Below are 20,061 nucleotides of genomic sequence, written 5' to 3' on the forward strand. Positions count from 1 at the left end.
AGACAACTTGAAGCCGCCCCGCATCGCCCCCGCTCCGTTCCCCGTCACGCCGCTGCATCGCACGTTCGCCACGCGTCTCGTCGCGTGGCAGCGCGAGCATGGCCGCCATGACCTGCCGTGGCAGAACACCCGCGATCCGTACCGGATCTGGCTGTCGGAAATCATGCTGCAGCAGACCCAGGTGTCGACCGTCATTCCGTATTACACGCGCTTTCTCGACCGCTACCCCGACGTCGCCGCGCTCGCGGCCGCGCCGAGCGACGACGTGATGGCGTTGTGGGCGGGGCTCGGCTACTACTCGCGCGCGCGCAACCTGCACCGCTGCGCGCAGGTCGTCGTCGCCGAGCACGGCGGCGCGTTTCCGGCGACGCCCGACGCGCTGGCCGAACTGCCGGGCATCGGCCGCTCGACGGCCGCCGCGATCGCGTCGTTCGCGTACGGCGCGCGCGCGACGATCCTCGACGGCAACGTGAAGCGCGTGCTTGCGCGGGTATTCGGCGTCGAGGGCTTTCCGGGGGAGAAGCGTGTCGAGAACGACATGTGGGCGCTCGCCGAATCGCTGCTGCCCGATGCCGCGAACGCGGCCGACGTGAGCGCGTATACGCAGGGGCTGATGGATCTGGGCGCGACGCTGTGCGTGCGCGGCAAGCCCGACTGCGCGCGCTGCCCGTTCGCGGGCGACTGCGTCGCGCAATCGACCGGCCGCCAGCGCGAACTGCCGGCCGCGCGGCCGAAGAAGGCCGTGCCGACGCGCAAGACCTGGATGCTCGTGCTGCGCGACGGCGACGCCGTGCTGCTGGAGCGACGGCCGCCGACCGGCATCTGGGGCGGGCTGTGGAGCCTGCCGCAAGCGGACGGCGATGCCGCGCTGGCCGATCTCGCGCGCGGCTTCGGCGGCGGCGGCACGGTGCCGCTCGCGCCGCTCACGCACACGTTCACGCATTTCCGGCTCGAGATCGAGCCGCGGCTGAGCGATGTGGCGGACGGCGGCGGCCTGCCGTCGCAGGCGCGGGACGCGGACACCGCGTGGGTGCCGCTGAGCCGGCTCGACGCGTACGGCGTGCCGGCGCCCGTGCGCAAGCTGCTCGACGCGCTGAGCGGGCCGCTGCTGTAACGAACGGGAAGGGCGCGGCGCGGGCCGCGTGCGGGAAGGCGCCGGGTGGCCGCGCGCAGGAGAGGTTTTCGGGCGGGCGCGACGCGCGATGCGCGACGGAGCGGGCGCGGGCGTTACAGCCAGCCGTGCCGGTCGAGCACGTGGTGCACGGCGTCGATGCGCGCGCCGACGTCCGGAAACTCCATCAGCTTCTGCCGTGCGCGCAGGTCGAGCGGCAGCAGTTCCGCGAGACGGTTCGATACCCAGCTCGGATCGTCGAGGCGGAACGGTTCGCCGAACGGCATTTTCTCCGGATCGGACTTCTTCAGCGCGTCGATGATGCGCTCGAGCACCTCGGCGCACGAGCCGAACTGCGCGAGCGCCTGTTCGCCTTCGAGCGGGATGTCGTCGGGCAGCGGCTCCGCGATGCCGACCAGCAGCCCGTTGCCTTCGACGCGATACGACAGCAGCTCGAAACGCTGCGTGCCGACCGCCTGCAGATACAGCATCCCGAACTCGCCGGTATCGCACTCGGTGATGCGCGCCATGCAGCCGATGGTCTCGGGCACCGACACCGCGCCGTCCTGCGCGACTTCGGGCCCGCTCTTGAGCAGGCACACGCCGAACGGTGCGTCGTCGCGCAGGCAGGCGCGCGACATGTCGAGATAGCGCGCCTCGAACACCTTGAGCGGGAGCAGCCCTCCCGGAAACAGCACCGTGTGCAGCGGAAACAGCGGCAGGTCGATCAGGGTGGTCGATAGGGAGGACATGGCGCGCGGGCGTGGGGGCGGGTGTCGCTAGGGTCGGTCGACCTCGGAGACGAGCCGCGACGACGCGTCGACATCCACTGGCGCGTCACGATGCCGCACGATCACGTTCGCCTCGCGCGCCAGGCGCGCGGCGAGCGTTTCCGCGATGAACACCGAGCGATGCTGGCCGCCCGTGCAGCCGATGGCCACGGTCAGGTAGCTGCGGTTGTCATCGCGGAAGTGCGGCAGCCATTTCATCAGGAACGCATGGATGTCGTCGATCATCTGGTGGACGATCGGCAGTGCGTCGAGAAAGGCGATGACCGGCTGGTCGAGCCCGGTGAGCGGGCGCAACTCGTGGTCGTAGTACGGATTCGGCAGCGCGCGCACGTCGAACATCAGGTCGGCGTCGAGCGGCACGCCGCGCTTGAAGCCGAACGATTCGAACATCACCATCAGGTCGTTGTTCTTCTGCTCGATGAAGCGCTTGACCCAGGTGCGCAGCACATTCGCGCGCAGCGTGCTGGTGTCGACCTGGTGGCCGAATTCGGCGAGCGGCGCGACCAGCTCGCGCTCGCGCTCGATCGCTTCCTCGAGCGACGACAGCAGGCCGACGTCCGCGTCGTGCGACAGCGAGCCGGACAGCGGATGGCGGCGGCGCGTTTCGGAGAAGCGCTGGATCAGCGCCTGCGTGCTCGCGTTGAGGAACAGCACGCGCACGTCGTGCTCGCGGGACAGCTCGCGGATCAGGCCGGGCATTTCGTCGAGCGACGCGCTCGAGCGCGCGTCGATCGCGACCGCGAGCCGGCGCTGGCCGTCCTGCGCAAGGTAGCGGGCGAGTTCGGGGAGCACGTGCGGCGGCAGGTTGTCGACGCAGTAATAGCCTGCGTCCTCGAGCGCGTTCAGCGCGACGGACTTGCCTGAGCCGGAGATGCCGGTGATGAGGACGATGCGCATGGGAACAGAGAATCCTGACGTTTCATCATAGCACCGGCTCGACGCGTCGGCGTTGCGCGGCCGGCGCGTGCGGGTTACACCAGTTTGCCGGGGAACTGACTGTCGGGATCTTGCATCGCGAGTCGTTGCCGATCCATGAAATCGCGCAACGTGTCGATTCCGCGCAACTGCAGGATCGTGTTCCGGACGGCCGCCTCGACGAGCACCGCGAGGTTGCGGCCGGCCGCGACCTGGATCGTGACCTTGCTGATCGGCAAGCCGAGCACGTCGACGGTCTGGCTTTCGAGCGGCAGGCGCTGGAATTCGCCGTCGGGGCGCCGCACGAGCTGGACGATCAGCTTCAGCTTCATTTTCCGCCGCACCGCGGTTTCACCGAAGATCGTCTTGATGTCGAGCAGGCCGAGGCCGCGCACTTCGAGCAGGTTCTGCAGCAGCGGCGGGCAGCGCCCTTCGACGAAATCGGGGCCAAGACGGACGAAATCGACCGCGTCGTCGGCGACGAGGCCGTGGCCGCGGCTGATCAGCTCGAGGCCGAGCTCGCTTTTGCCGAGGCCCGAATCGCCGGTCAGCAGCACGCCCATCCCGAGGATGTCGAGGAACACGCCGTGCAGCGTCGCGCGCGGCGCGAGGATGCGCGACATGTAGAGCCGCAGGCTGTCGATCACCGCGGCGGCCGACATCGGCGTCGTGAACAGCGGCGTGGACGAGCGCGTGCAGCGCAGCACCAGTTCGGGCGGCGCCGCCGCGCCGCCGGCGACGACGAGGAACGGCGGCTCGAGCGCGATCAGCTCGGCCATGTGGCGCGAGCGGTCTTCGTCGGTCTGGCGCTGGTAGTAGTCGATTTCGGCTTCGCCGAGCACCTGGATCCGGTTCGGGTGGATCAGGTTCAGGTGGCCGACGAGGTCGGCGCTCGATGTCGCGTTGCCGACCGTGTCGGCCGAAAAGCCGCGTTCCCAGCCTTCATGCCCCGTCAGCCAGCTCAGTTTCAGCGTGGCTGCGTTGTCGTCGAAGATGCTCTGGGCGTTGATGCTGGACGTATCCATGACTCTCGTCACTCCAATGGGCCGGTGCGGGCGCGCGGCGACGGACGTCGCCATGCCGGGCCGGCGCCGGGCGGCCCTGGACGGCGGCATGCGCCGCCTCGTACGGGGAAATATTCCGCCCGGAACAACTCAAGGTTGCCACTGAGTGAGCAGGCGATGCAACTCGGCGATATCCGTTTCGTTGTGCAGACGCTCGCGCGCGTCGCGATCGGACAGCAGTTGCGCGATCTCCGACAGGATCTCGAGGTGCTGCTGCGTGGCTTGCTCGGGGACGAGCAGGAAGATCAGGAGGCTGACCGGCTGGCCGTCGGGCGCTTCGAACGGGATTGCATCGGCGAGGCGGACGAACGCGGCGAGCGGATGCTTGAGGCCCTTGATGCGGCCGTGCGGAATCGCGACACCTTCGCCGAGCCCGGTCGAACCGAGGCGCTCGCGCGCGAACAGGTTGTCCGTGACGGTGCTGCGGCCGATGCCGTTCTGATTCTCGAACATCAGCCCGGCTTGTTCGAAGACGCGTTTCTTGCTGGTGACCGAGAGGTCGATGACGACGTTCTCTATGGGCAGGATTTTGGCTAGGCGATTCATGTTGGCAGGCGATTGGGCGGCCTGGGGTCTCCTTGCGGCGGCGGACTGATTTTCCATGTTCGGCGATATCAAGGCATGTGGCATGGCAACCTGCAACGCCGCTACCGCATCCAACACCCCCCGGCGATAACCGGGACATTATAGAGCACAGCCGCGCGCGTGGCGCAGCACGGTCGGACCGGTTGCACCTGCGCTCGGAGTGGCAAAAAAAACGCCCGGCGAACCGGGCGGCGTGCGTGTTGCGGTGACGATCACTGCGGCGGCAGTTCGATCTGGTCGATCGACGGTTGAAGCTTGATCGGGTCGTGCGCGTGCGTTTGCAGGCGCTCCATGTGCTTGACGACCTGGCGATCCAGCTTGTCGATCAGCAGATCGATCGCGGCGTACAGGTTGCCGTTCGCGCTTTCGACGAAGATGTCCTTGCCCTTCAGGTGCAGGTTGATTTCCGCGCGCTGCTGCTTGTCCTTTTCCTTGTGGTTGTCGACCGAGAGGATCACAGTGCCATCGATCACCTGATCGCTATGCCGTAGCACCCGGTCCAGCTTGGTGATCACGTATTCGCGAATTGCAGGCGTGACTTCGAGATGATGTCCACTGATCTTCAGGTTCATAGTGCTTCTCCAAGCGAGTGACCACCCGGCCGCATCGAGGCGGCGCTCCGGTCGACTTGCCCGTGCCGCACGAAGGCGGCGTATCGCGGACAGGTCGCCCGGCCTGTTCCCCGTGTGCGCGGTGGTCGGGACACGCCTGCCGCCGGGCAGGCAGCAGGCTTAAAGAGACTTGCGCAGATTCACTGCCGGGATCTTGAGGGCTTCGCGATATTTCGCAACCGTGCGGCGCGCGACCACGAACCCCTGTTCTGCCAGCAGCTCGGCAATGCGGCTGTCCGAAAGTGGCGATTTTGGGTCTTCAGCTCCTATCAGTTGCTTGATGAGGGCTCGGATGGCGGTCGACGAGGCGGCGCCACCGGTGTCGGTCGAGACGTGAGATCCGAAGAAGTACTTAAATTCAAGCGTCCCGAACGGGGTCAGCATGTACTTCCCGGTTGTCACACGGCTGACAGTCGACTCGTGTAGGCCCAGCGTATCAGCTATTTCCCGCAAAACCAAGGGGCGCATGGCAATTTCACCGTGCGCGAAGAAATTCTTCTGACGCTCGACAATAGCCTGCGCGACACGCAGGATCGTGTCGAAACGCTGCTGGATGTTCTTGATCAGCCAGCGCGCTTCCTGGAGCTGCTGTTTCAACGATCCGGCCGACGGGTCGCCGCGGCTGTTGCGCAGGATGTTCGCGTACAGGTTGTTGATCCGCAGGCGCGGCACGACCTCCGGATTGAGCTCCGCGAGCCAGCCCTGGCCGGCCTTCTTCACGATGATGTCGGGCACGACGTAGTCAGCCTCGGCCTTCCCGTATGCGGCGCCGGGGAACGGCTCCAGCGAGCGGATCAGCGCGTGCGCGTCGCGCAGCGCGTCGTCGGTCGCCTTCAGGTGCTTGCGCAACCGTGTGAAGTCGCGTGCGGCGAGCAGTTCGAGATGCTGCGACACGATCTCGAGCGCGAGCGTGCGCGTGGGGGACGGATCGAGACGCAGCAACTGCAGCTTCAGGCATTCGGAGGCCGAGCGCGCGCCGACGCCGGCCGGGTCGAAGCTGTGCAGCAGCGCGAGCGCCGCGTTCAGTTCGTCGCAGTCGATTTCCAGCTCGGGCGGCAGATCGGCGAGCACTTCGTCGAGCGTGGCGGTCAGATAGCCGTCGTCGTCGAGCGATTCGATCAGGAACATCACGAGCGCGCGATCGCGCGGGCCGGCCTGCGTGACGCGCAACTGCGCGGACAGGTGGTCGCGCAGCGACGTCGCGGCTTCCTGCACCTGCAGCGGCGGCAGATCGTCGTCGTCGGACGCGCCGCTCGAGCGGCCGTATTCGTCGAGATTCCACTGCGGGCCGTCGCTGCCGTCGCCGGACGCATAGCCGTCGTATTCGTCGGCGCCTGCCGGCTCGTCGCGTTCCGCGCGATCGCTGGACGTACTGGTGCCGTTGGCCGCGGCGGGTTCGGTGTTCGATGCGGGGGGCGTCTGCGCGATCAGCGATCCGTCCGCGGCGACGCGCAGCGGGCTCGCGATCCATTCGTCGTCGTTCTCGAGCAGCGGGTTCTGCGCGACGGCCATCGCGACTTCCTGCTGCAATTCGAGCGTCGACAACTGCAGGAGCCGGATCGACTGCTGCAGCTGGGGCGTCAGCGCAAGATGTTGCGACAGGCGGAGTTGAAGGCTGGCTTTCATGGCAAGGAGGGAGTCATACCGGCAGTTTGCCACGACCCAGGCGCGTTGAGCCATCCGCGATTACGCGTGGCGCGCCGCCCGGCCGCGGGCATGCCCGCGGGCGTGGATGCAAAGCGGGGCGCAGCCCCGCGCGGCGCTGCCGGGCGGGGTGCAGCCAGCCACGAGGAGGACGTTACATGCGGAAGTGCTCGCCGAGGTACACGCGGCGCACGCTTTCGTTTTCGATGATTTCGCTCGGCGCGCCGGCGGCCAGCACCGAACCGTCGCTGATGATGTAAGCGTGGTCGCAGATGCCGAGCGTTTCGCGGACGTTGTGGTCCGTGATCAGCACGCCGATGTTGCGCTGTTTCAGGAACTTGACGATCTTCTGGATCTCGAGCACGGCGATCGGGTCGACGCCGGCGAACGGTTCGTCGAGCAGGATGAAGCTCGGGTTGGTCGCGAGCGCGCGCGCGATTTCGACGCGGCGCCGTTCGCCGCCCGACAGCGACAGCGCGGGGTTCTCGCGCAGGTGGCCGATCTGCAGCTCGTCGAGCAGCGCCTCGGTGCGCGCCGAGATCGCATCCTTCGACAGCCGCTTGCCGTCTTCGCCGTGCTGCAGCTCGAGCACCGCGCGGATGTTTTCCTCGACGGTCAGCTTGCGGAACACGGATGCTTCCTGCGGCAGGTACGACAGGCCGAGCGACGCGCGCTTGTGGATCGGCAGCAGGCCGATCGAGCTGCCGTTCAGCGAGATTTCGCCCGCGTCCGTCGGTACGAGGCCGACGATCATGTAGAACGACGTGGTCTTGCCGGCGCCGTTCGGGCCGAGCAGGCCGACGACCTCGCCGCTCTTCACGTCGAGCGACACGTCCTTGACGACCGTGCGCGAGCCGTAGCGCTTCTTCAGGTTGCGGACGACGAGCGAGCTCGTGGTGCCGGCCGGCTGGCGGTTCGGGAGCGCGTTCATTGGCCCGGCGCTCCCTGGATCGTGGTCGACGGCGACAGCTTGGCCGGCGCCCCGTTCAGCGGCGCGGGGCCGCCGTTCTTCGGCGACAGCATCGCGCGCACGCGGCCGTTCGGGTTGCCCGGCGCGGCGACGTCCTTGCCGCCCTTCGCGGTGTAGAAGTCGCGCTGGCCGTCGTACGTGATCACGCTGCCGTGCACGGTGTCGGCGACCGTCGACGTGCCCTGCAGGCGGCGCACGGTCGCGGCGGTGGTCAGCGTGGTCAGGTCCTGCTTGCCGTCGTAGTCGATGCGTTCGGCGTCGCCGTCGATGTACTCGTCGAGGCCTTCGCGCTTCTGGCGGAACGTCGCGTGCTTCTTGCCGCTGCCGAACGACGTCGCGTACTGATAGCCTTCCGGGTCCTGGCGCACTTCGACGCGATCGCCCTTGATGATGATCGTGCCCTTCGTGATCACGACGTTGCCGGTCGCGACCGTGACCTGCTTCAGATCGTCATAGGTCAGGTTGTCGGCCTCGACGTTGATCGGCTTGTTCTGGTCGGCCTTCTCGGCATGGGCGAGCGGCGCCAGCCCGACGAGCGGGAGCGCCACGAGCGTCGCGGCGAGCGCGGCGCGGACGGCGCGCGCAGCGCCGCCGGAAATCTGTCGAGGGAACGGTTCGTTCATGCAGTCACGTGAGGGATGCGTCACTTGGGTTGACCTTTCGAGCCGCCGGACGTGTCCGCCGCGGCGATCGTGCCGCGCACGTTGCCGTAAAGCTCGATGACCCGGGTGACGTTGTTGTACTTCATGCCGTCGGTCGCGTTGACGAGCGACAGGCCGCGCTGAAGTTTAACCGGCTTTTCGGTCTGGATCACATCGTCATTGACGAAGATCCGGAAATGCTGGGAATCGGCCTGCATCTGCGGATCGCCGCCGCCGGCCGCGCGCAGGATGCGCGCGTCGTCGTACAAGTCGACGATCGACACGTCGCCGTTGACGGTGCCGCGCTTCGCGGTGGTCGTCACGACCGGCTTGCCGGGCTGGAACGCGCGCATGGCCGGATCGGTCAGGTCGCTGCTTTCGGTATCTTCGTAATGGACCAGCTTCGCGGCCGTCAGCCGGTACTGGGTCGTGCCGGACTGGTCGAGCTCGGTGACCGAGAAGTTGTCCGCGAAATAGTCGGGCGTGTGGCGCTTCGGCTGCGCGGCGCCCTCGCCGGGCGGCGGCAGCGTGGCCTGCAGCAGCCACCACGTGACGCCCGCGAGCGCGGCGACCGCGGCGAGCGGCAGCATCTGGGTCCAGCGGAAATGCGTGCTCATCGGTCAGGCTCCGCAGGCGGCGGCGAGCAGCGCGTCGTAGCGGCGCTGCGCGCGCAGGACCGCATCGCAGACTTCACGCACCGCGCCGTGGCCGCCACGCGCCTCGGCGACCCAGTGCGCGCGGGCGATCACCTCGGGGTGCGCGTTCGCGGGGGCCGCGGCGAAGCCGCAGCGCAGCATCACCGGCAGGTCGGGCCAGTCGTCGCCCATGTAGCCGCATGCGTCGGCCGTCAGGCCGAGCGATGCGATCAGGTCGGCGAACACGGCGAGCTTGTTCTCGACGCCCTGGAACAGGTGCGCGATCTTCATTTCCTTCGCGCGCGCCGCGACGATGTCCGAGCGGCGGCCCGTGATGATCGCGGTCGCGATGCCGGCCTCGCCGAGCAGCTTCACGCCGTGGCCGTCGAGCGAATTGAACGACTTCATCGTGTCGCCGGCCGCGGTAAACAGCAGGCCGCCGTCGGTCAGTACGCCGTCGACGTCGAAAATCATCAGCTTCACGCGGCTCGCGCGTTCGGCCGCAGTCAGCGCTGCGCTCATCAGATCACCTTCTTCGAAAACAGGTCGTGCATGTTCAGCGCGCCGATCAGCGCGCCGTCGGCATCGACGACCAGCATCTGGTTGATCCGGTGGCGCTCCATCAGTTCCACGGCCTCGACCGCCAGGTGATCCGGCGCGATCGTGCGCGGCTCGCGCGTCATGACTTCGGTGATCGGCAGCGTGCGGAAATCGCCGTCGCGCGCGAGCACGCGGCGCAGGTCGCCGTCCGTGAAGATGCCGGCGACCTTGCCGTCGGCGTCGACCACGGCCGTCATGCCGAGGCGCTTCGCGGTGATCTGGAACAGCGCGTCCGACAGCGTCGCGTCGAGCCCGACGGCCGGGACGTCGTCGCCGGAGCGCATCACGTCGCGCACGTAGGTGAGCAGGCGCCGGCCGAGCGCGCCGCCCGGATGCGAGCGCGCGAAATCTTCCGAGCCGAAGCCGCGCGCGTCGAGCACGGCGACGGCGAGCGCGTCGCCGAGCGCGAGCGCGGCGGTCGTGCTCGCGGTGGGCGCGAGGTTCAGCGGGCACGCTTCCTTCGAGACCGCGGCGTTCAGGTTCACGTCGGCGAGCGTGCCGAGGCTCGACTCCGCACGGCCCGTGATCGCGATCAGCTTCGCGCCGATCCGCTTCACGAGCGGCAGGATCGCGACGAGTTCTTCCGATTCGCCGGAATAGGAGATGCCGATGAAGACGTCGTCGGAGGTGACCATCCCGAGGTCGCCGTGGCTGGCCTCGGCAGGGTGGACGAAGAAGGCCGGCGTGCCGGTGCTGGCCAGCGTGGCCGCGATCTTGCGGGCGATATGCCCCGATTTGCCGATGCCCGAGACCACGACGCGGCCGCGGCAGCCGAGCAGCAGCGCCACGGCCTGGACGAAGCCGCCGTCGAGCTGGTCGCGCAGCGCGCGCACGGCGTCCGCCTCGATGTCGAGCACGTCGCGGGCGAGCGCGAGCGCCCGGTCATCATTGATTTTCGCTATCATGCGCGGAGTATAGCAAAGGCGTTTGTTCGCCGCGCCGCGCCTTCGGACTCGTCCGATGTCGCGTGTCCACCGCCACCACCCGCGCCCGCATTGCCGTGGCCCCGACGAACGAGGACGCTTCGCCCGTGATTTCCCCGCTCGAAATGACCCTGCTGCTGCTGCTGGCCTCGGTGGTGGGCGTCGTCGTATTCCGCTCGTTGAACCTGCCGCCGATGCTCGGCTACCTGACCGTCGGCATCCTGGTCGGCCCGCACGCGTTCGGCGTCGCGGCGGATCTCGAACGGGCCGAGCATCTCGCGGAGTTCGGCGTGGTGTTCCTGATGTTCTCGATCGGCCTCGAATTCTCGCTGGCGAAGCTGAGGGCGATGCAGCGGCTCGTGTTCGGGCTCGGCCTGCTGCAGGTCGTCGCGACGCTCCTGCTCGCGCTCGTGCTGGGCGCGCTGTTCGAGCACTGGGTGCACATCACGTGGCAAGGCAGCATCGCGCTCGGCGGCGCGCTCGCGATGTCGTCGACGGCGATCGTGTCGAAGATGCTCGCCGAGCGGCTCGAGATCGAGACGGAGCACGGCCGCAACATCTTCGGCGTGCTGCTGTTCCAGGATCTCGCGGTCGTGCCGCTGCTGATCGTGATCGCCGCGTTCGGCGCCGAATCGTCGAAGGATCTCGCGCTCACGCTCGGCTTCGCGGCGGTCAAGATCGTGATCGCGCTCGCGCTGCTGCTGGTCATCGGCCAGCGCTTCATGACGCGCTGGCTCAACGTGGTCGCGCGGCGCCGCTCGCAGGAGCTGTTCGTGCTGAACCTGCTGCTCGTCACGCTCGGCGCGGCGTTCATCACCGACCGCTTCGGGCTGTCGCTCGCGCTCGGCGCGTTCATCGCCGGGATGCTCATTTCCGAGACGCCGTTCCGCCATCAGGTGGAGGAGGACATCAAGCCGTTTCGCGACGTGCTGCTCGGGCTGTTCTTCGTGACGACGGGGATGCTGCTCGATCCGCGCGTGATCTGGGAGCATCCGTTGATCGTGCTCGGCTTCTTCGTCGGGCAGATCCTGTTCAAGGCGACGATGATCGCCGGGCTCGCGCGGCTGTTCGGCGCGACGCCGGGCGTCGCGATGCGCACGGGCATCGGCCTCGCGCAGGCCGGCGAATTCGGCTTCGTGCTGCTGAACCTGATCCTCGACCGGCATCTCGTCGACTCGACGCTGCTGCAGGCGATCCTCGCGTCGATGCTGCTGTCGATGCTCGCCGCGCCGTTCCTGATCCAGAACGCCGACCGCATCGTGATGCGGCTGTCGTCGACCGAATGGATGCAGCAGTCGCTGCAGATGACGCGGATCGCGACGCAAAGCCTCAAGCAGCGCGGCCACGTGATCATCTGCGGCTACGGCCGCGCCGGGCAGAACCTCGCGCGCATGCTCGAGCAGGAAGGCATTTCGTACGTCGCGCTCGACCTCGACCCCGATCGCGTGAGCGCGGCCGCGACGGCCGGCGAATCGGTCGTGTTCGGCGACGCCGCGCGCCGCGAGTCGCTGGTCGCGGCCGGTATCCACCGGGCGGCGGCCGTCGCGATCACCTACGCGAACACGCCGTCCGCGCTGCGCGTGCTGCATCACGTGCACGAGCTGGAGCCGACGCTGCCGGCGATCGTGCGCACCGTCGACGATGCCGATCTCGAAAAGCTGCTGGCGGCCGGCGCGACCGAGGTGATTCCGGAGATCGTCGAGGGCAGCCTGATGCTCGCGTCGCACACGCTGGTGCTGGTCGGCGTGCCGATGCGCAAGGTCGTGCGGCGCGTCGAGGAGATGCGCGACGAGCGCTACAGCCTGCTGCGCGGCTATTTCCGCGGCGCCGATGACGCGGACGACGACGATCACGAGCAGGTGCGGCTACAATCGGTGCCGGTCGATGCGCGCGCGGACGCGGTCGGGCGGTCGCTGGAAGAACTCGGGCTGTACGCGCTCGGGCTGGAGGTCACGGCGATCCGCCGGCACGGCATCCGCGGCGTCGAACCCGATCCGCAGACCAAGCTGCGCGCGAGCGACATCGTGGTGCTGCGCGGGCTGCCCGAGGCGCTCGCGCTCGCGGAGGAGCGGTTGTCGCGCCATCGGCGCGATCCGCCGGCCGCGGCTGCGTGAGCCGCGATTCGCAACCTGACCCGTATTGATCAGAAACGGTGCCCGATCTTCGCGCACCGTTTTTTTCGGAGAGTTTCATGCCGCATTCGTCGCCGGGCGCACCGCTCGATCCGGTCGCCTTCATCCACAGCCAGATCCGCACGGTGCCGGACTGGCCGCAGCCGGGCGTGCAGTTCCGCGACATCACGACGCTGCTGCAGAGCCCGAAGGCGCTGCGCATCCTCGTCGACCTGTTCGTCGAACGCTATGTCGATGCGAAGCTCGACTACGTCGCGGGCCTCGATGCGCGCGGCTTCATCATCGCGCCGATCGTCGCGTACGAGCTGAGCGTCGGTTTCGTGCCGATCCGCAAGGTCGGCAAGCTGCCGTACAAGACGCGTTCGGAATCGTACGATCTCGAATACGGCAGCGCGACGGTCGAGATCCACGAAGACGCGTGCCGCCCCGGCGACCGCGTGATCATCATGGACGACCTGATCGCGACCGGCGGCACGATGATGGCGGGGCGCAACCTGCTGCAGCGGCTCGGCGCGGTGGTCGTCGAAGGCGCGTCGATCATCGATCTGCCCGATCTCGGCGGCTCGGCGCTGCTGCGCAACGCCGGGTTGCCCGTCTATACCGTTACCGAATTCTCCGGCCACTGAACGCCGGTCCGTCGGGGCCTGCCGCCCCGGTTTGCGCTGGTTCGCGCCTGGTTCACCTTCCGCAGCGAGGTTCACGATGCCCAACTTCATGCTGTTTCTCGCCACGTCGATCGCGATCACGTTCGCGCCGGGTCCCGACAACCTGCAGGTGCTCGCACGCGGCATCTCGCAGGGCCGCGCGGCCGGCTTCGTCGCCGCGCTCGGCTTCACGGCGGGGATCCTGTTCCACACGACGCTCGCGGCGCTCGGCGTCGCGGCCGTGCTGCGTTCGTCGCCGGTCGCGTTCCAGATCCTGAAGCTCGCGGGCGCCGCGTACCTCGTGTGGATCGGCATCAAGGCGCTGCGCAGCCAGGGCCTCGCGAACGCGCATGCGCGCCCGCCGCAGCCGCTCGGCACGATCTTCCGGCAGAGCGTGATCGGCAACCTGATGAACCCGAAGGTCACGCTGTTCTTCGTCGTGTTCCTGCCGCAGTTCGTCGATCCGCACGGCGCGCAGGGCGTGACGCTGCAGATGTTCGAGCTCGGCGCGCTGTTCATGCTGCAGACGGCCGCGGTCTTCTCGCTGTTCGGCGTCGGCGCGGGCATGATCGGCGCATGGCTGAAGCGCCGCCCGAAGGCCGGCGTGTGGCTCGACCGGATCGCCGGCGCGACGTTCATCGCGATCGGCATCCGCGTCGCGCTGAAGGATTGAGCGCGATGACGTTTCCGTGCATCGCGGCCGCGCGCCGCTTCGATCCGGCCGCGCACCTGCGTTTCGAGATCGCCGGCCAGGCGGTGGGCTGGGTGCGCCGCCAGGACGTCGCGAAGCTCGCGCGCTGGCCCGACGTGTTCGAGCTGACCGGCGAGCGCGTCGTGCTGTCGGCGCGCTACGATTCGGTCGATGCGCGCAGCATGGCGCTGGCCGGGGCGATCGGCGCGCTCGCGGCGGAAGGCGCGATTCCCGGCTGGCGCGACGAGATCTACGCGATCCGCAACCGCTTCGACGATCCGCCGCTCGCGTACATCGAGCGCGCGGCGTCGCGCTTCTTCGGCACGCAGACCTATGCGGTGCACGTGAACGGCATCGTAGAATATGCGGTTACGCCCGGCGAGCCCGCCGCGGCCGCGCCGAAGATGTGGCTCGGCCGCCGCAGCGAGACCAAGGCCACCGACCCCGGCATGCTCGACAACGTCGTCGCGGGGGGGATCGGCTGGGGGCTGGGCGTTCACGAGACGCTCGCGAAGGAGTGCTGGGAAGAAGCCGGCATTCCGGCCGACCTGGCGGCGCGCGCGATCGCGGGCCGCACGGTGCAGGTGCTGAACTCGCTGCCGGAAGGCACGCAGTCGGAGCTGATCTTCGTGTACGACCTGCCGCTGCCGCACGACTTCGCGCCGCGCAACCAGGACGGCGAAGTGGCCGAGCACCTGCTGGCCGGCGTGCCCGAGGTGATCGGCTGGCTGCGCGAAGGCCGCGCGACGATGGATGCGAGCCTCGCGACGCTCGATACGCTGCTGCGCCACCGCTGGCTTGCGGCGGCCGACGCGGCCGGCATCGACGCGCTGTTCGTGCCGGGCGCATGACGCGCGCCGCGCGCGGCCTGGCGGCGCGAACGGGCAATTTGACGAATACGGAAACAATGGGAGTCGCGGTCATGCCGACCGATCACAGCTTTATCTTGAAACTGTCGTGCCCCGACCGGCACGGCATCGTCCATGCGGTCTCGGGCTTCCTGTTCGAGCGCAGCAACAACATCCTCGATTCCGCGCAGTTCGGCGACAGCCGCACCGGCGAGTTCTTCATGCGCGTGCACTTCGAGCAGGACGGCGGCGGCGTGGATGCCGCGTCGGCGCTCGACACGCTTCGCAACGAATTCGCGCCGCTCGCCGAGCAGTTCTCGATGCGCTGGGAGCTGCACGATGCGGCCGTGAAGCCGCGCGTCGTGATCATGGTGTCGAAGATCGGCCACTGCCTGAACGACCTGCTGTTCCGCTATCGCACCGGCCAGTTGCCGATCGAGATCCCGGCGATCGTGTCGAACCACAAGGAGTTCTACCAGCTCGCCGCGAGCTACAACATTCCGTTCCATCACTTCCCGCTCGTCGGCGGTTCGTCCGATGCCGCGAAGGCCGCGCAGGAAGCACGCGTGCTGGAAGTGATCGACGAGCACCAGGCCGATCTCGTCGTGCTCGCGCGCTACATGCAGATCCTGTCGCCGAACATGTGCGAGCAGCTCGCCGGGCGCGCGATCAACATCCACCATTCGTTCCTGCCGAGCTTCAAGGGCGCGAAGCCTTACTACCAGGCATTCGACCGCGGCGTGAAGCTGATCGGCGCGACCGCGCACTACGTGACGACCGATCTCGACGAAGGCCCGATCATCGAGCAGGAAGTCGAGCGCGTCGACCACAGCATGACGCCCGACCAGCTGACCGCGATCGGCCGCGACGTCGAGTGCGTGACGCTCGCGCGGGCGGTGAAGTGGCACGTCGAGCACCGGATCGTGCTGAACGGGACGAAGACGGTCGTGTTCCGCTGATCCGTCGGCCGCGGAAGGCTGGCTCCACGAGCGAAAACGCCGCGCCCTTCACTGGGCGCGGCGTTTTTGTTTGCCGTTGGCAAGCGGGCGGCGTCAGATCAGCCGCAGCAGGTACAGCTCGCGTTTCAGGTACGCATAGAAGATCGGTGCGGCGATCACGCCCGGCAGCCCGAACGCGGCTTCCATGATCAGCATCGCAAGCAGCAGCTCCCACGCGCGCGATTCGATCTGGCCGCCGATGATCTTCGCGTTCAGGAAGTATTCGAGCTTGTGGATGACCACGAGAAACGCGAGCGACGCGATCGCGGTGCCCATGCTGACCGACAGCGACACCGCGACGATCAGCGTGTTCGAGATCAGATTGCCGATCACCGGCAGCAGGCCGACGATGAACGTGATGAGCACGAGGGTTTTCGACAGCGGCAGCCGCTGGTGGAAGATCGGCAGCGCGACGAGCAGGTAGATGCCGGTGAAGGCCGCATTGATCGCCGAGATCTTGATCTGCGCGAACACGATCCGGCGGAACGCATCGGCGAAGCGCGACACGCGCGTGACGAGCGCGGTCGACAGCGGCCGGCGCACCTTGCCCTGCTCGACGCCGATCGCGATCATCGCGCCGATGATCATCCCGAACAGCACGTGGCCGAAGCCGCGCGCGACGCTCTTGCCGCTTTGCTGGAGCTGGTCCATGTGCGAATGCATCAGCACGGCCGCCTTCGTCTTCATCTGTTCGACGTCGACGGGCAGCAGGTTCGCGATCCAGGCCGGCGTGCGCGCGCGGGTTTGCTCGACGATCTGCATCAGCTGGCCGAGCAGGCTCTGCAGGTTCGGCACCGTGTGCTCGAAATGCTCGATGATGCCGAGCGTCAGGCCGGTGAGCGCGCCGACGATCGCGATCGACAGCAGCACGACGGCGACCCAGCGCGCGCGCATGCTGGTGGTATGGCGTTCGATCACGGGTGCGATCGTGTGGATCAGCTGATAGACGAGCAGGCCGGCCAGCATCCCGCCGAGCAGCCGCAGCTCGAGGACGAGCCACATCATGACGAGCGCGAAGAGATAGCTGCCGATCTCGAGTGCCGACAGCTTCGGCAGGCTCAAGTCGCTGGTCAGCCGCACGCTGCGCAGGTGCGGCTCGCGGTTCTGCGTGTCGCGCGACTCTTGTTGCTTCTCCATCGTGGATTCCTGTCGTCCGTGTGTCGTGCCGCGGAGCGCGCGGCAGAGCGCGGGCCGCCCGGCGCCGCACCGGATTGGTGCGGATGGCGAACCTTACGACCGTAAAGTATAGCTGCCATTATGGTCCGCAAACGGGCCGTTTGGCGCGTGGTGTAAACGCAGAAGGGAAAACGAGGGGGCGCGCGGCCGGGCGGCCGCGCGCGGGAACGGCGGAACGGAGGCGTCAGCCGGCCGCGACCTTGCGGGTGGGACGCTTCAGCAGCGGCGCGAGGTACTTGCCGGTGAAGCTCGCCTTCGTCTTCGCGACCTGCTCGGGCGTGCCTTGCGCGATGATCTGGCCGCCGCCGGCGCCGCCTTCGGGGCCGAGGTCGATCACCCAGTCGGCGGTCTTGATCACGTCGAGGTTGTGCTCGATGATCACGACCGTGTTGCCCTGGTCGCGCAGCCGGTGAATCACTTCCAGCAGCAGCGCGATGTCGTGGAAGTGCAGGCCCGTGGTCGGTTCGTCGAGGATGTACAGCGTGCGGCCGGTGTCGCGCTTCGACAGCTCCAGCGACAGCTTCACGCGCTGCGCCTCGCCGCCCGACAGCGTCGTGGCCGACTGGCCGAGGCGGATGTAGCCGAGGCCGACGTCGAGCAGCGTCTTCAGCTTGCGCGCGATGACCGGCACCGCGCTGAAGAACTCGTACGCGTGCTCGACCGTCATGTCGAGCACTTCGCTGATGTTCTTGCCCTTGTACTGCACTTCGAGCGTTTCGCGGTTGTAGCGCTTGCCGTGGCACACGTCGCACGGCACGTAGACGTCCGGCAAAAAGTGCATCTCGACCTTCAGCACGCCGTCGCCCTGGCACGATTCGCAGCGGCCGCCCTTCACGTTGAACGAGAAGCGGCCCGGATCGTAGCCGCGCTCCTTCGACGTCGGCACGCCCGAGAACAGCTCGCGGATCGGCGTGAACAGGCCCGTGTAGGTGGCCGGGTTCGAGCGCGGCGTGCGGCCGATCGGCGACTGGTCGACGTTGATCACCTTATCGAAGTGCTCGAGGCCCTCGATCGCCTCGTGCGGCGCGGGCTCGGCGGCCGAGCCGTACAGGTGGCGCGCGACCGCGTGATACAGCGTGTCGTTGATCAGCGTCGACTTGCCGGAGCCCGATACGCCGGTGATGCAGGTCAGGAGGCCGACCGGCAGTTCGAGATCGACGTGCTTCAGGTTGTTGCCGTGCGCGTCGACGATGCGCAGCATCCGCTCCGGATCGGGCGCGAGCCGCTCGTCCGGGTACTCGATCACGCGCTTGCCGACGAGGTACTGGCCCGTCAGCGAATGCGGGTTGGACTGCACCTGCTTCGGCGTGCCTTCGGCGACCACCACGCCGCCGTGCTCGCCGGCGCCGGGGCCCATGTCGACGACGTAGTCGGCCGTGCGGATCATGTCCTCGTCGTGCTCGACGACGATCACCGAGTTGCCGAGGTCGCGCAGATGCTTGAGCGTCGCGATCAGGCGGTCGTTGTCGCGCTGGTGCAGGCCGATCGACGGCTCGTCGAGCACGTACATCACGCCCGTGAGGCCCGAGCCGATCTGCGACGCGAGCCGGATGCGCTGCGCCTCGCCGCCCGACAAGGTCTCGGCGCTGCGCTCGAGCGACAGGTAGTCGAGCCCGACGTTGTTCAGGAACGTCAGGCGCGCGACGATTTCCTTGATCACCTTGTCGGCGATCTCGCGCTTCGCGCCGTCGAGCGTCAGCCCGTCGAAATAGCCGAGCGCGTCGCGCAGCGGCCAGCCGCTGATCTCATAGATGCCGCGTGCATGGTCGCCGGTGCCGATCCGCACGTGGCGCGCCTCGCGGCGCAGGCGCGTGCCGTCGCACGACGGGCACGGCTGGTTGTTCTGGTACTTCGACAGCTCTTCGCGCACCGCGACCGAATCGGTCTCGCGGTAGCGGCGCTCGAGGTTCGGGATGATCCCTTCGAACACGTGCTCGCGGATCGTCGTGCGGCCGCGCTCGTTGATGTACGAGAACGGGATCGTCTGCTTGCCCGAGCCGAACAGCAGCACCTTGCGGATCTTTTCGGGGAGATCCTCGAACGCGGCGTCGATGTCGAATTCGTAGAACGCCGCGAGGCTCTGCAGCATCTGGAAGTAGAACTGGTTGCGGCGGTCCCAGCCCTTCACCGCGCCGGCCGCAAGCGACAGCGACGGGTGCGCGACGACCCGCTTCGGGTCGAAGAACGTGATCTGGCCGAGGCCGTCGCATTCCGGGCACGCGCCCATCGGGTTGTTGAACGAGAACAGGCGCGGCTCGAGCTCCTGCAGCGAGTACGAGCAGATCGGGCACGCGAACTTCGAGCTGAACAGGTGCTCCTTGTCGGTATCCATCTCGAGCGCGATCGCGCGGCCGTCGGCGAGGCGCAGCGCGGTTTCGAACGATTCGGCGAGCCGCTGCTTCATGTCCGGGCGCACCTTCAGGCGATCGACGACGACGTCGATCGTGTGCTTGTCGTTCTTCTTCAGCTTCGGCAGCGACTCGACCTCGTAGATCTTCGCGGCGCCTTCGTTCGCGGCGCCGCCGCCCGAGCGCACGCGAAAGCGCACGAAGCCCTGCGCCTGCATGTCCTCGAACAGCTCGACATGCTCGCCCTTGCGATCCGCGACGACGGGCGCGAGGATCATCAGCTTGGTTTCCTCGGGCAGCGCGAGCGCCGCGTCGACCATCTGCGACACGCTCTGCGCCTCGAGCGGGATGTCGTGATCGGGGCAGTACGGCGTGCCGACACGTGCGTACAAAAGTCGCAGGTAGTCGTGGATTTCCGTGACCGTGCCGACGGTCGAACGCGGGTTGTGGGACGTCGCCTTCTGCTCGATCGAGATCGCCGGCGACAGCCCCTCGATCAGGTCGACGTCGGGCTTCTCCATCAGCTGCAGGAACTGGCGGGCATAGGCGGACAGGCTCTCGACGTAGCGGCGCTGACCCTCGGCATAAAGGGTGTCGAACGCGAGCGACGACTTGCCCGACCCGGACAACCCGGTAATCACGACCAGCTTGTGGCGCGGCAGGTCGAGATTGACGTTTTTCAGGTTGTGGGTGCGTGCCCCACGGATACGGATCTGTTCCATGAACCTGGCGAA

19 protein-coding genes are annotated in these 20,061 nt (G+C 67.7%); 6 read left to right on the forward strand and 13 right to left on the reverse strand.

The features are described 5' to 3' along the window. The first annotated feature begins 7 nt into the window (after nt 1–7). Nucleotides 8–1,114, forward strand: a complete 1,107-nt coding sequence (gene mutY / locus WS64_RS13350) for an A/G-specific adenine glycosylase (protein ID WP_059642623.1) — start codon at nt 8–10, stop codon at nt 1,112–1,114. Nucleotides 1,115–1,227: 113 nt separating this feature from the next. On the opposite strand, the gene WS64_RS13355 is transcribed toward mutY, so the two are convergent. The 11 genes from WS64_RS13355 to kdsD form a co-directional block, all read right to left on the reverse strand. Continuing rightward, complete coding sequence (locus WS64_RS13355; protein ID WP_011546241.1) at nt 1,228–1,863, reverse strand: LON peptidase substrate-binding domain-containing protein; 636 nt, start codon at nt 1,861–1,863, stop codon at nt 1,228–1,230. 27 nt (nt 1,864–1,890) lie between these two features. Then, a complete protein-coding gene (gene rapZ, locus WS64_RS13360; protein ID WP_059642620.1) occupies nt 1,891–2,799 on the reverse strand; it encodes an RNase adapter RapZ in 909 nt (302 codons plus the stop codon). Between the two features lie 74 nt (nt 2,800–2,873). Beyond that, complete coding sequence (gene hprK / locus WS64_RS13365; protein ID WP_006483133.1) at nt 2,874–3,842, reverse strand: HPr(Ser) kinase/phosphatase; 969 nt, start codon at nt 3,840–3,842, stop codon at nt 2,874–2,876. A 129-nt stretch (nt 3,843–3,971) separates the two neighbouring features. After that, nucleotides 3,972–4,511 carry a PTS sugar transporter subunit IIA gene (locus WS64_RS13370; protein ID WP_059575687.1) on the reverse strand — a complete coding sequence of 180 codons (540 nt, stop codon included), beginning with the start codon at nt 4,509–4,511 and terminating at the stop codon, nt 3,972–3,974. A 167-nt stretch (nt 4,512–4,678) separates the two neighbouring features. Further along, complete coding sequence (gene hpf, locus WS64_RS13375) at nt 4,679–5,038, reverse strand: ribosome hibernation-promoting factor, HPF/YfiA family (RefSeq protein WP_006477786.1); 360 nt, start codon at nt 5,036–5,038, stop codon at nt 4,679–4,681. 159 nt (nt 5,039–5,197) lie between these two features. Then, nucleotides 5,198–6,703, reverse strand: a complete 1,506-nt coding sequence (locus WS64_RS13380; RefSeq protein ID WP_059642617.1) for an RNA polymerase factor sigma-54 — start codon at nt 6,701–6,703, stop codon at nt 5,198–5,200. Between the two features lie 172 nt (nt 6,704–6,875). Continuing rightward, nucleotides 6,876–7,652: an LPS export ABC transporter ATP-binding protein gene (gene lptB / locus WS64_RS13385; protein WP_059575659.1), complete on the reverse strand. Its 777-nt coding sequence runs from the start codon at nt 7,650–7,652 to the stop codon at nt 6,876–6,878. Then, a complete protein-coding gene (gene lptA, locus WS64_RS13390; RefSeq protein WP_006483139.1) occupies nt 7,649–8,314 on the reverse strand; it encodes a lipopolysaccharide transport periplasmic protein LptA in 666 nt (221 codons plus the stop codon). Before lptA ends, lptB begins: the two co-directional genes overlap by 4 nt. A 20-nt stretch (nt 8,315–8,334) precedes the next feature. After that, nucleotides 8,335–8,949 carry an LPS export ABC transporter periplasmic protein LptC gene (lptC, locus tag WS64_RS13395; protein WP_059506659.1) on the reverse strand — a complete coding sequence of 205 codons (615 nt, stop codon included), beginning with the start codon at nt 8,947–8,949 and terminating at the stop codon, nt 8,335–8,337. A 3-nt stretch (nt 8,950–8,952) separates the two neighbouring features. Then, nucleotides 8,953–9,489, reverse strand: a complete 537-nt coding sequence (locus tag WS64_RS13400; RefSeq protein ID WP_059575662.1) for a KdsC family phosphatase — start codon at nt 9,487–9,489, stop codon at nt 8,953–8,955. Further along, nucleotides 9,489–10,472, reverse strand: a complete 984-nt coding sequence (gene kdsD / locus WS64_RS13405) for an arabinose 5-phosphate isomerase KdsD (RefSeq protein ID WP_059575664.1) — start codon at nt 10,470–10,472, stop codon at nt 9,489–9,491. Before kdsD ends, WS64_RS13400 begins: the two co-directional genes overlap by 1 nt. Before the next feature lie 125 nt (nt 10,473–10,597). Between kdsD and WS64_RS13410 the strand changes: the two genes are divergently transcribed. The 5 genes from WS64_RS13410 to purU all read left to right on the forward strand — a co-directional run bounded on the left by WS64_RS13410 (nt 10,598) and on the right by purU (nt 15,764). Beyond that, nucleotides 10,598–12,604: a monovalent cation:proton antiporter family protein gene (locus WS64_RS13410; RefSeq protein ID WP_059642787.1), complete on the forward strand. Its 2,007-nt coding sequence runs from the start codon at nt 10,598–10,600 to the stop codon at nt 12,602–12,604. A 77-nt stretch (nt 12,605–12,681) separates the two neighbouring features. Then, complete coding sequence (locus tag WS64_RS13415) at nt 12,682–13,248, forward strand: adenine phosphoribosyltransferase (RefSeq protein ID WP_059575666.1); 567 nt, start codon at nt 12,682–12,684, stop codon at nt 13,246–13,248. Nucleotides 13,249–13,324: 76 nt separating this feature from the next. Then, nucleotides 13,325–13,939 (forward strand): LysE family translocator, encoded by a 615-nt coding sequence (locus WS64_RS13420; protein WP_059575668.1) that lies wholly within the window; start codon nt 13,325–13,327, stop codon nt 13,937–13,939. Between the two features lie 5 nt (nt 13,940–13,944). Beyond that, a complete protein-coding gene (locus tag WS64_RS13425) occupies nt 13,945–14,808 on the forward strand; it encodes an NUDIX hydrolase (protein ID WP_059642785.1) in 864 nt (287 codons plus the stop codon). Nucleotides 14,809–14,879: 71 nt separating this feature from the next. Further along, on the forward strand, nt 14,880–15,764 hold the full coding sequence (gene purU, locus WS64_RS13430; RefSeq protein WP_059575690.1) for a formyltetrahydrofolate deformylase: 885 nt from the start codon (nt 14,880–14,882) through the stop codon (nt 15,762–15,764). Nucleotides 15,765–15,857: 93 nt separating this feature from the next. On the opposite strand, the gene WS64_RS13435 is transcribed toward purU, so the two are convergent. Together WS64_RS13435 and uvrA are read right to left on the reverse strand one after the other, a co-directional pair. Then, nucleotides 15,858–16,940, reverse strand: coding sequence for an AI-2E family transporter (locus WS64_RS13435; RefSeq protein WP_059575670.1), 1,083 nt, complete (start codon nt 16,938–16,940; stop codon nt 15,858–15,860). Between the two features lie 223 nt (nt 16,941–17,163). Continuing rightward, the gene (gene uvrA / locus WS64_RS13440; protein WP_060966641.1) at nt 17,164–20,049 is read right to left on the reverse strand and encodes an excinuclease ABC subunit UvrA; all 2,886 of its coding nucleotides are present in this window, start codon (nt 20,047–20,049) and stop codon (nt 17,164–17,166) included. Between the last annotated feature and the right edge of the window lie 12 nt (nt 20,050–20,061).

It is taken from the genome of Burkholderia anthina, assembly GCF_001547525.1.
Taxonomy (GTDB): Bacteria; Pseudomonadota; Gammaproteobacteria; order Burkholderiales; family Burkholderiaceae; genus Burkholderia; species Burkholderia semiarida.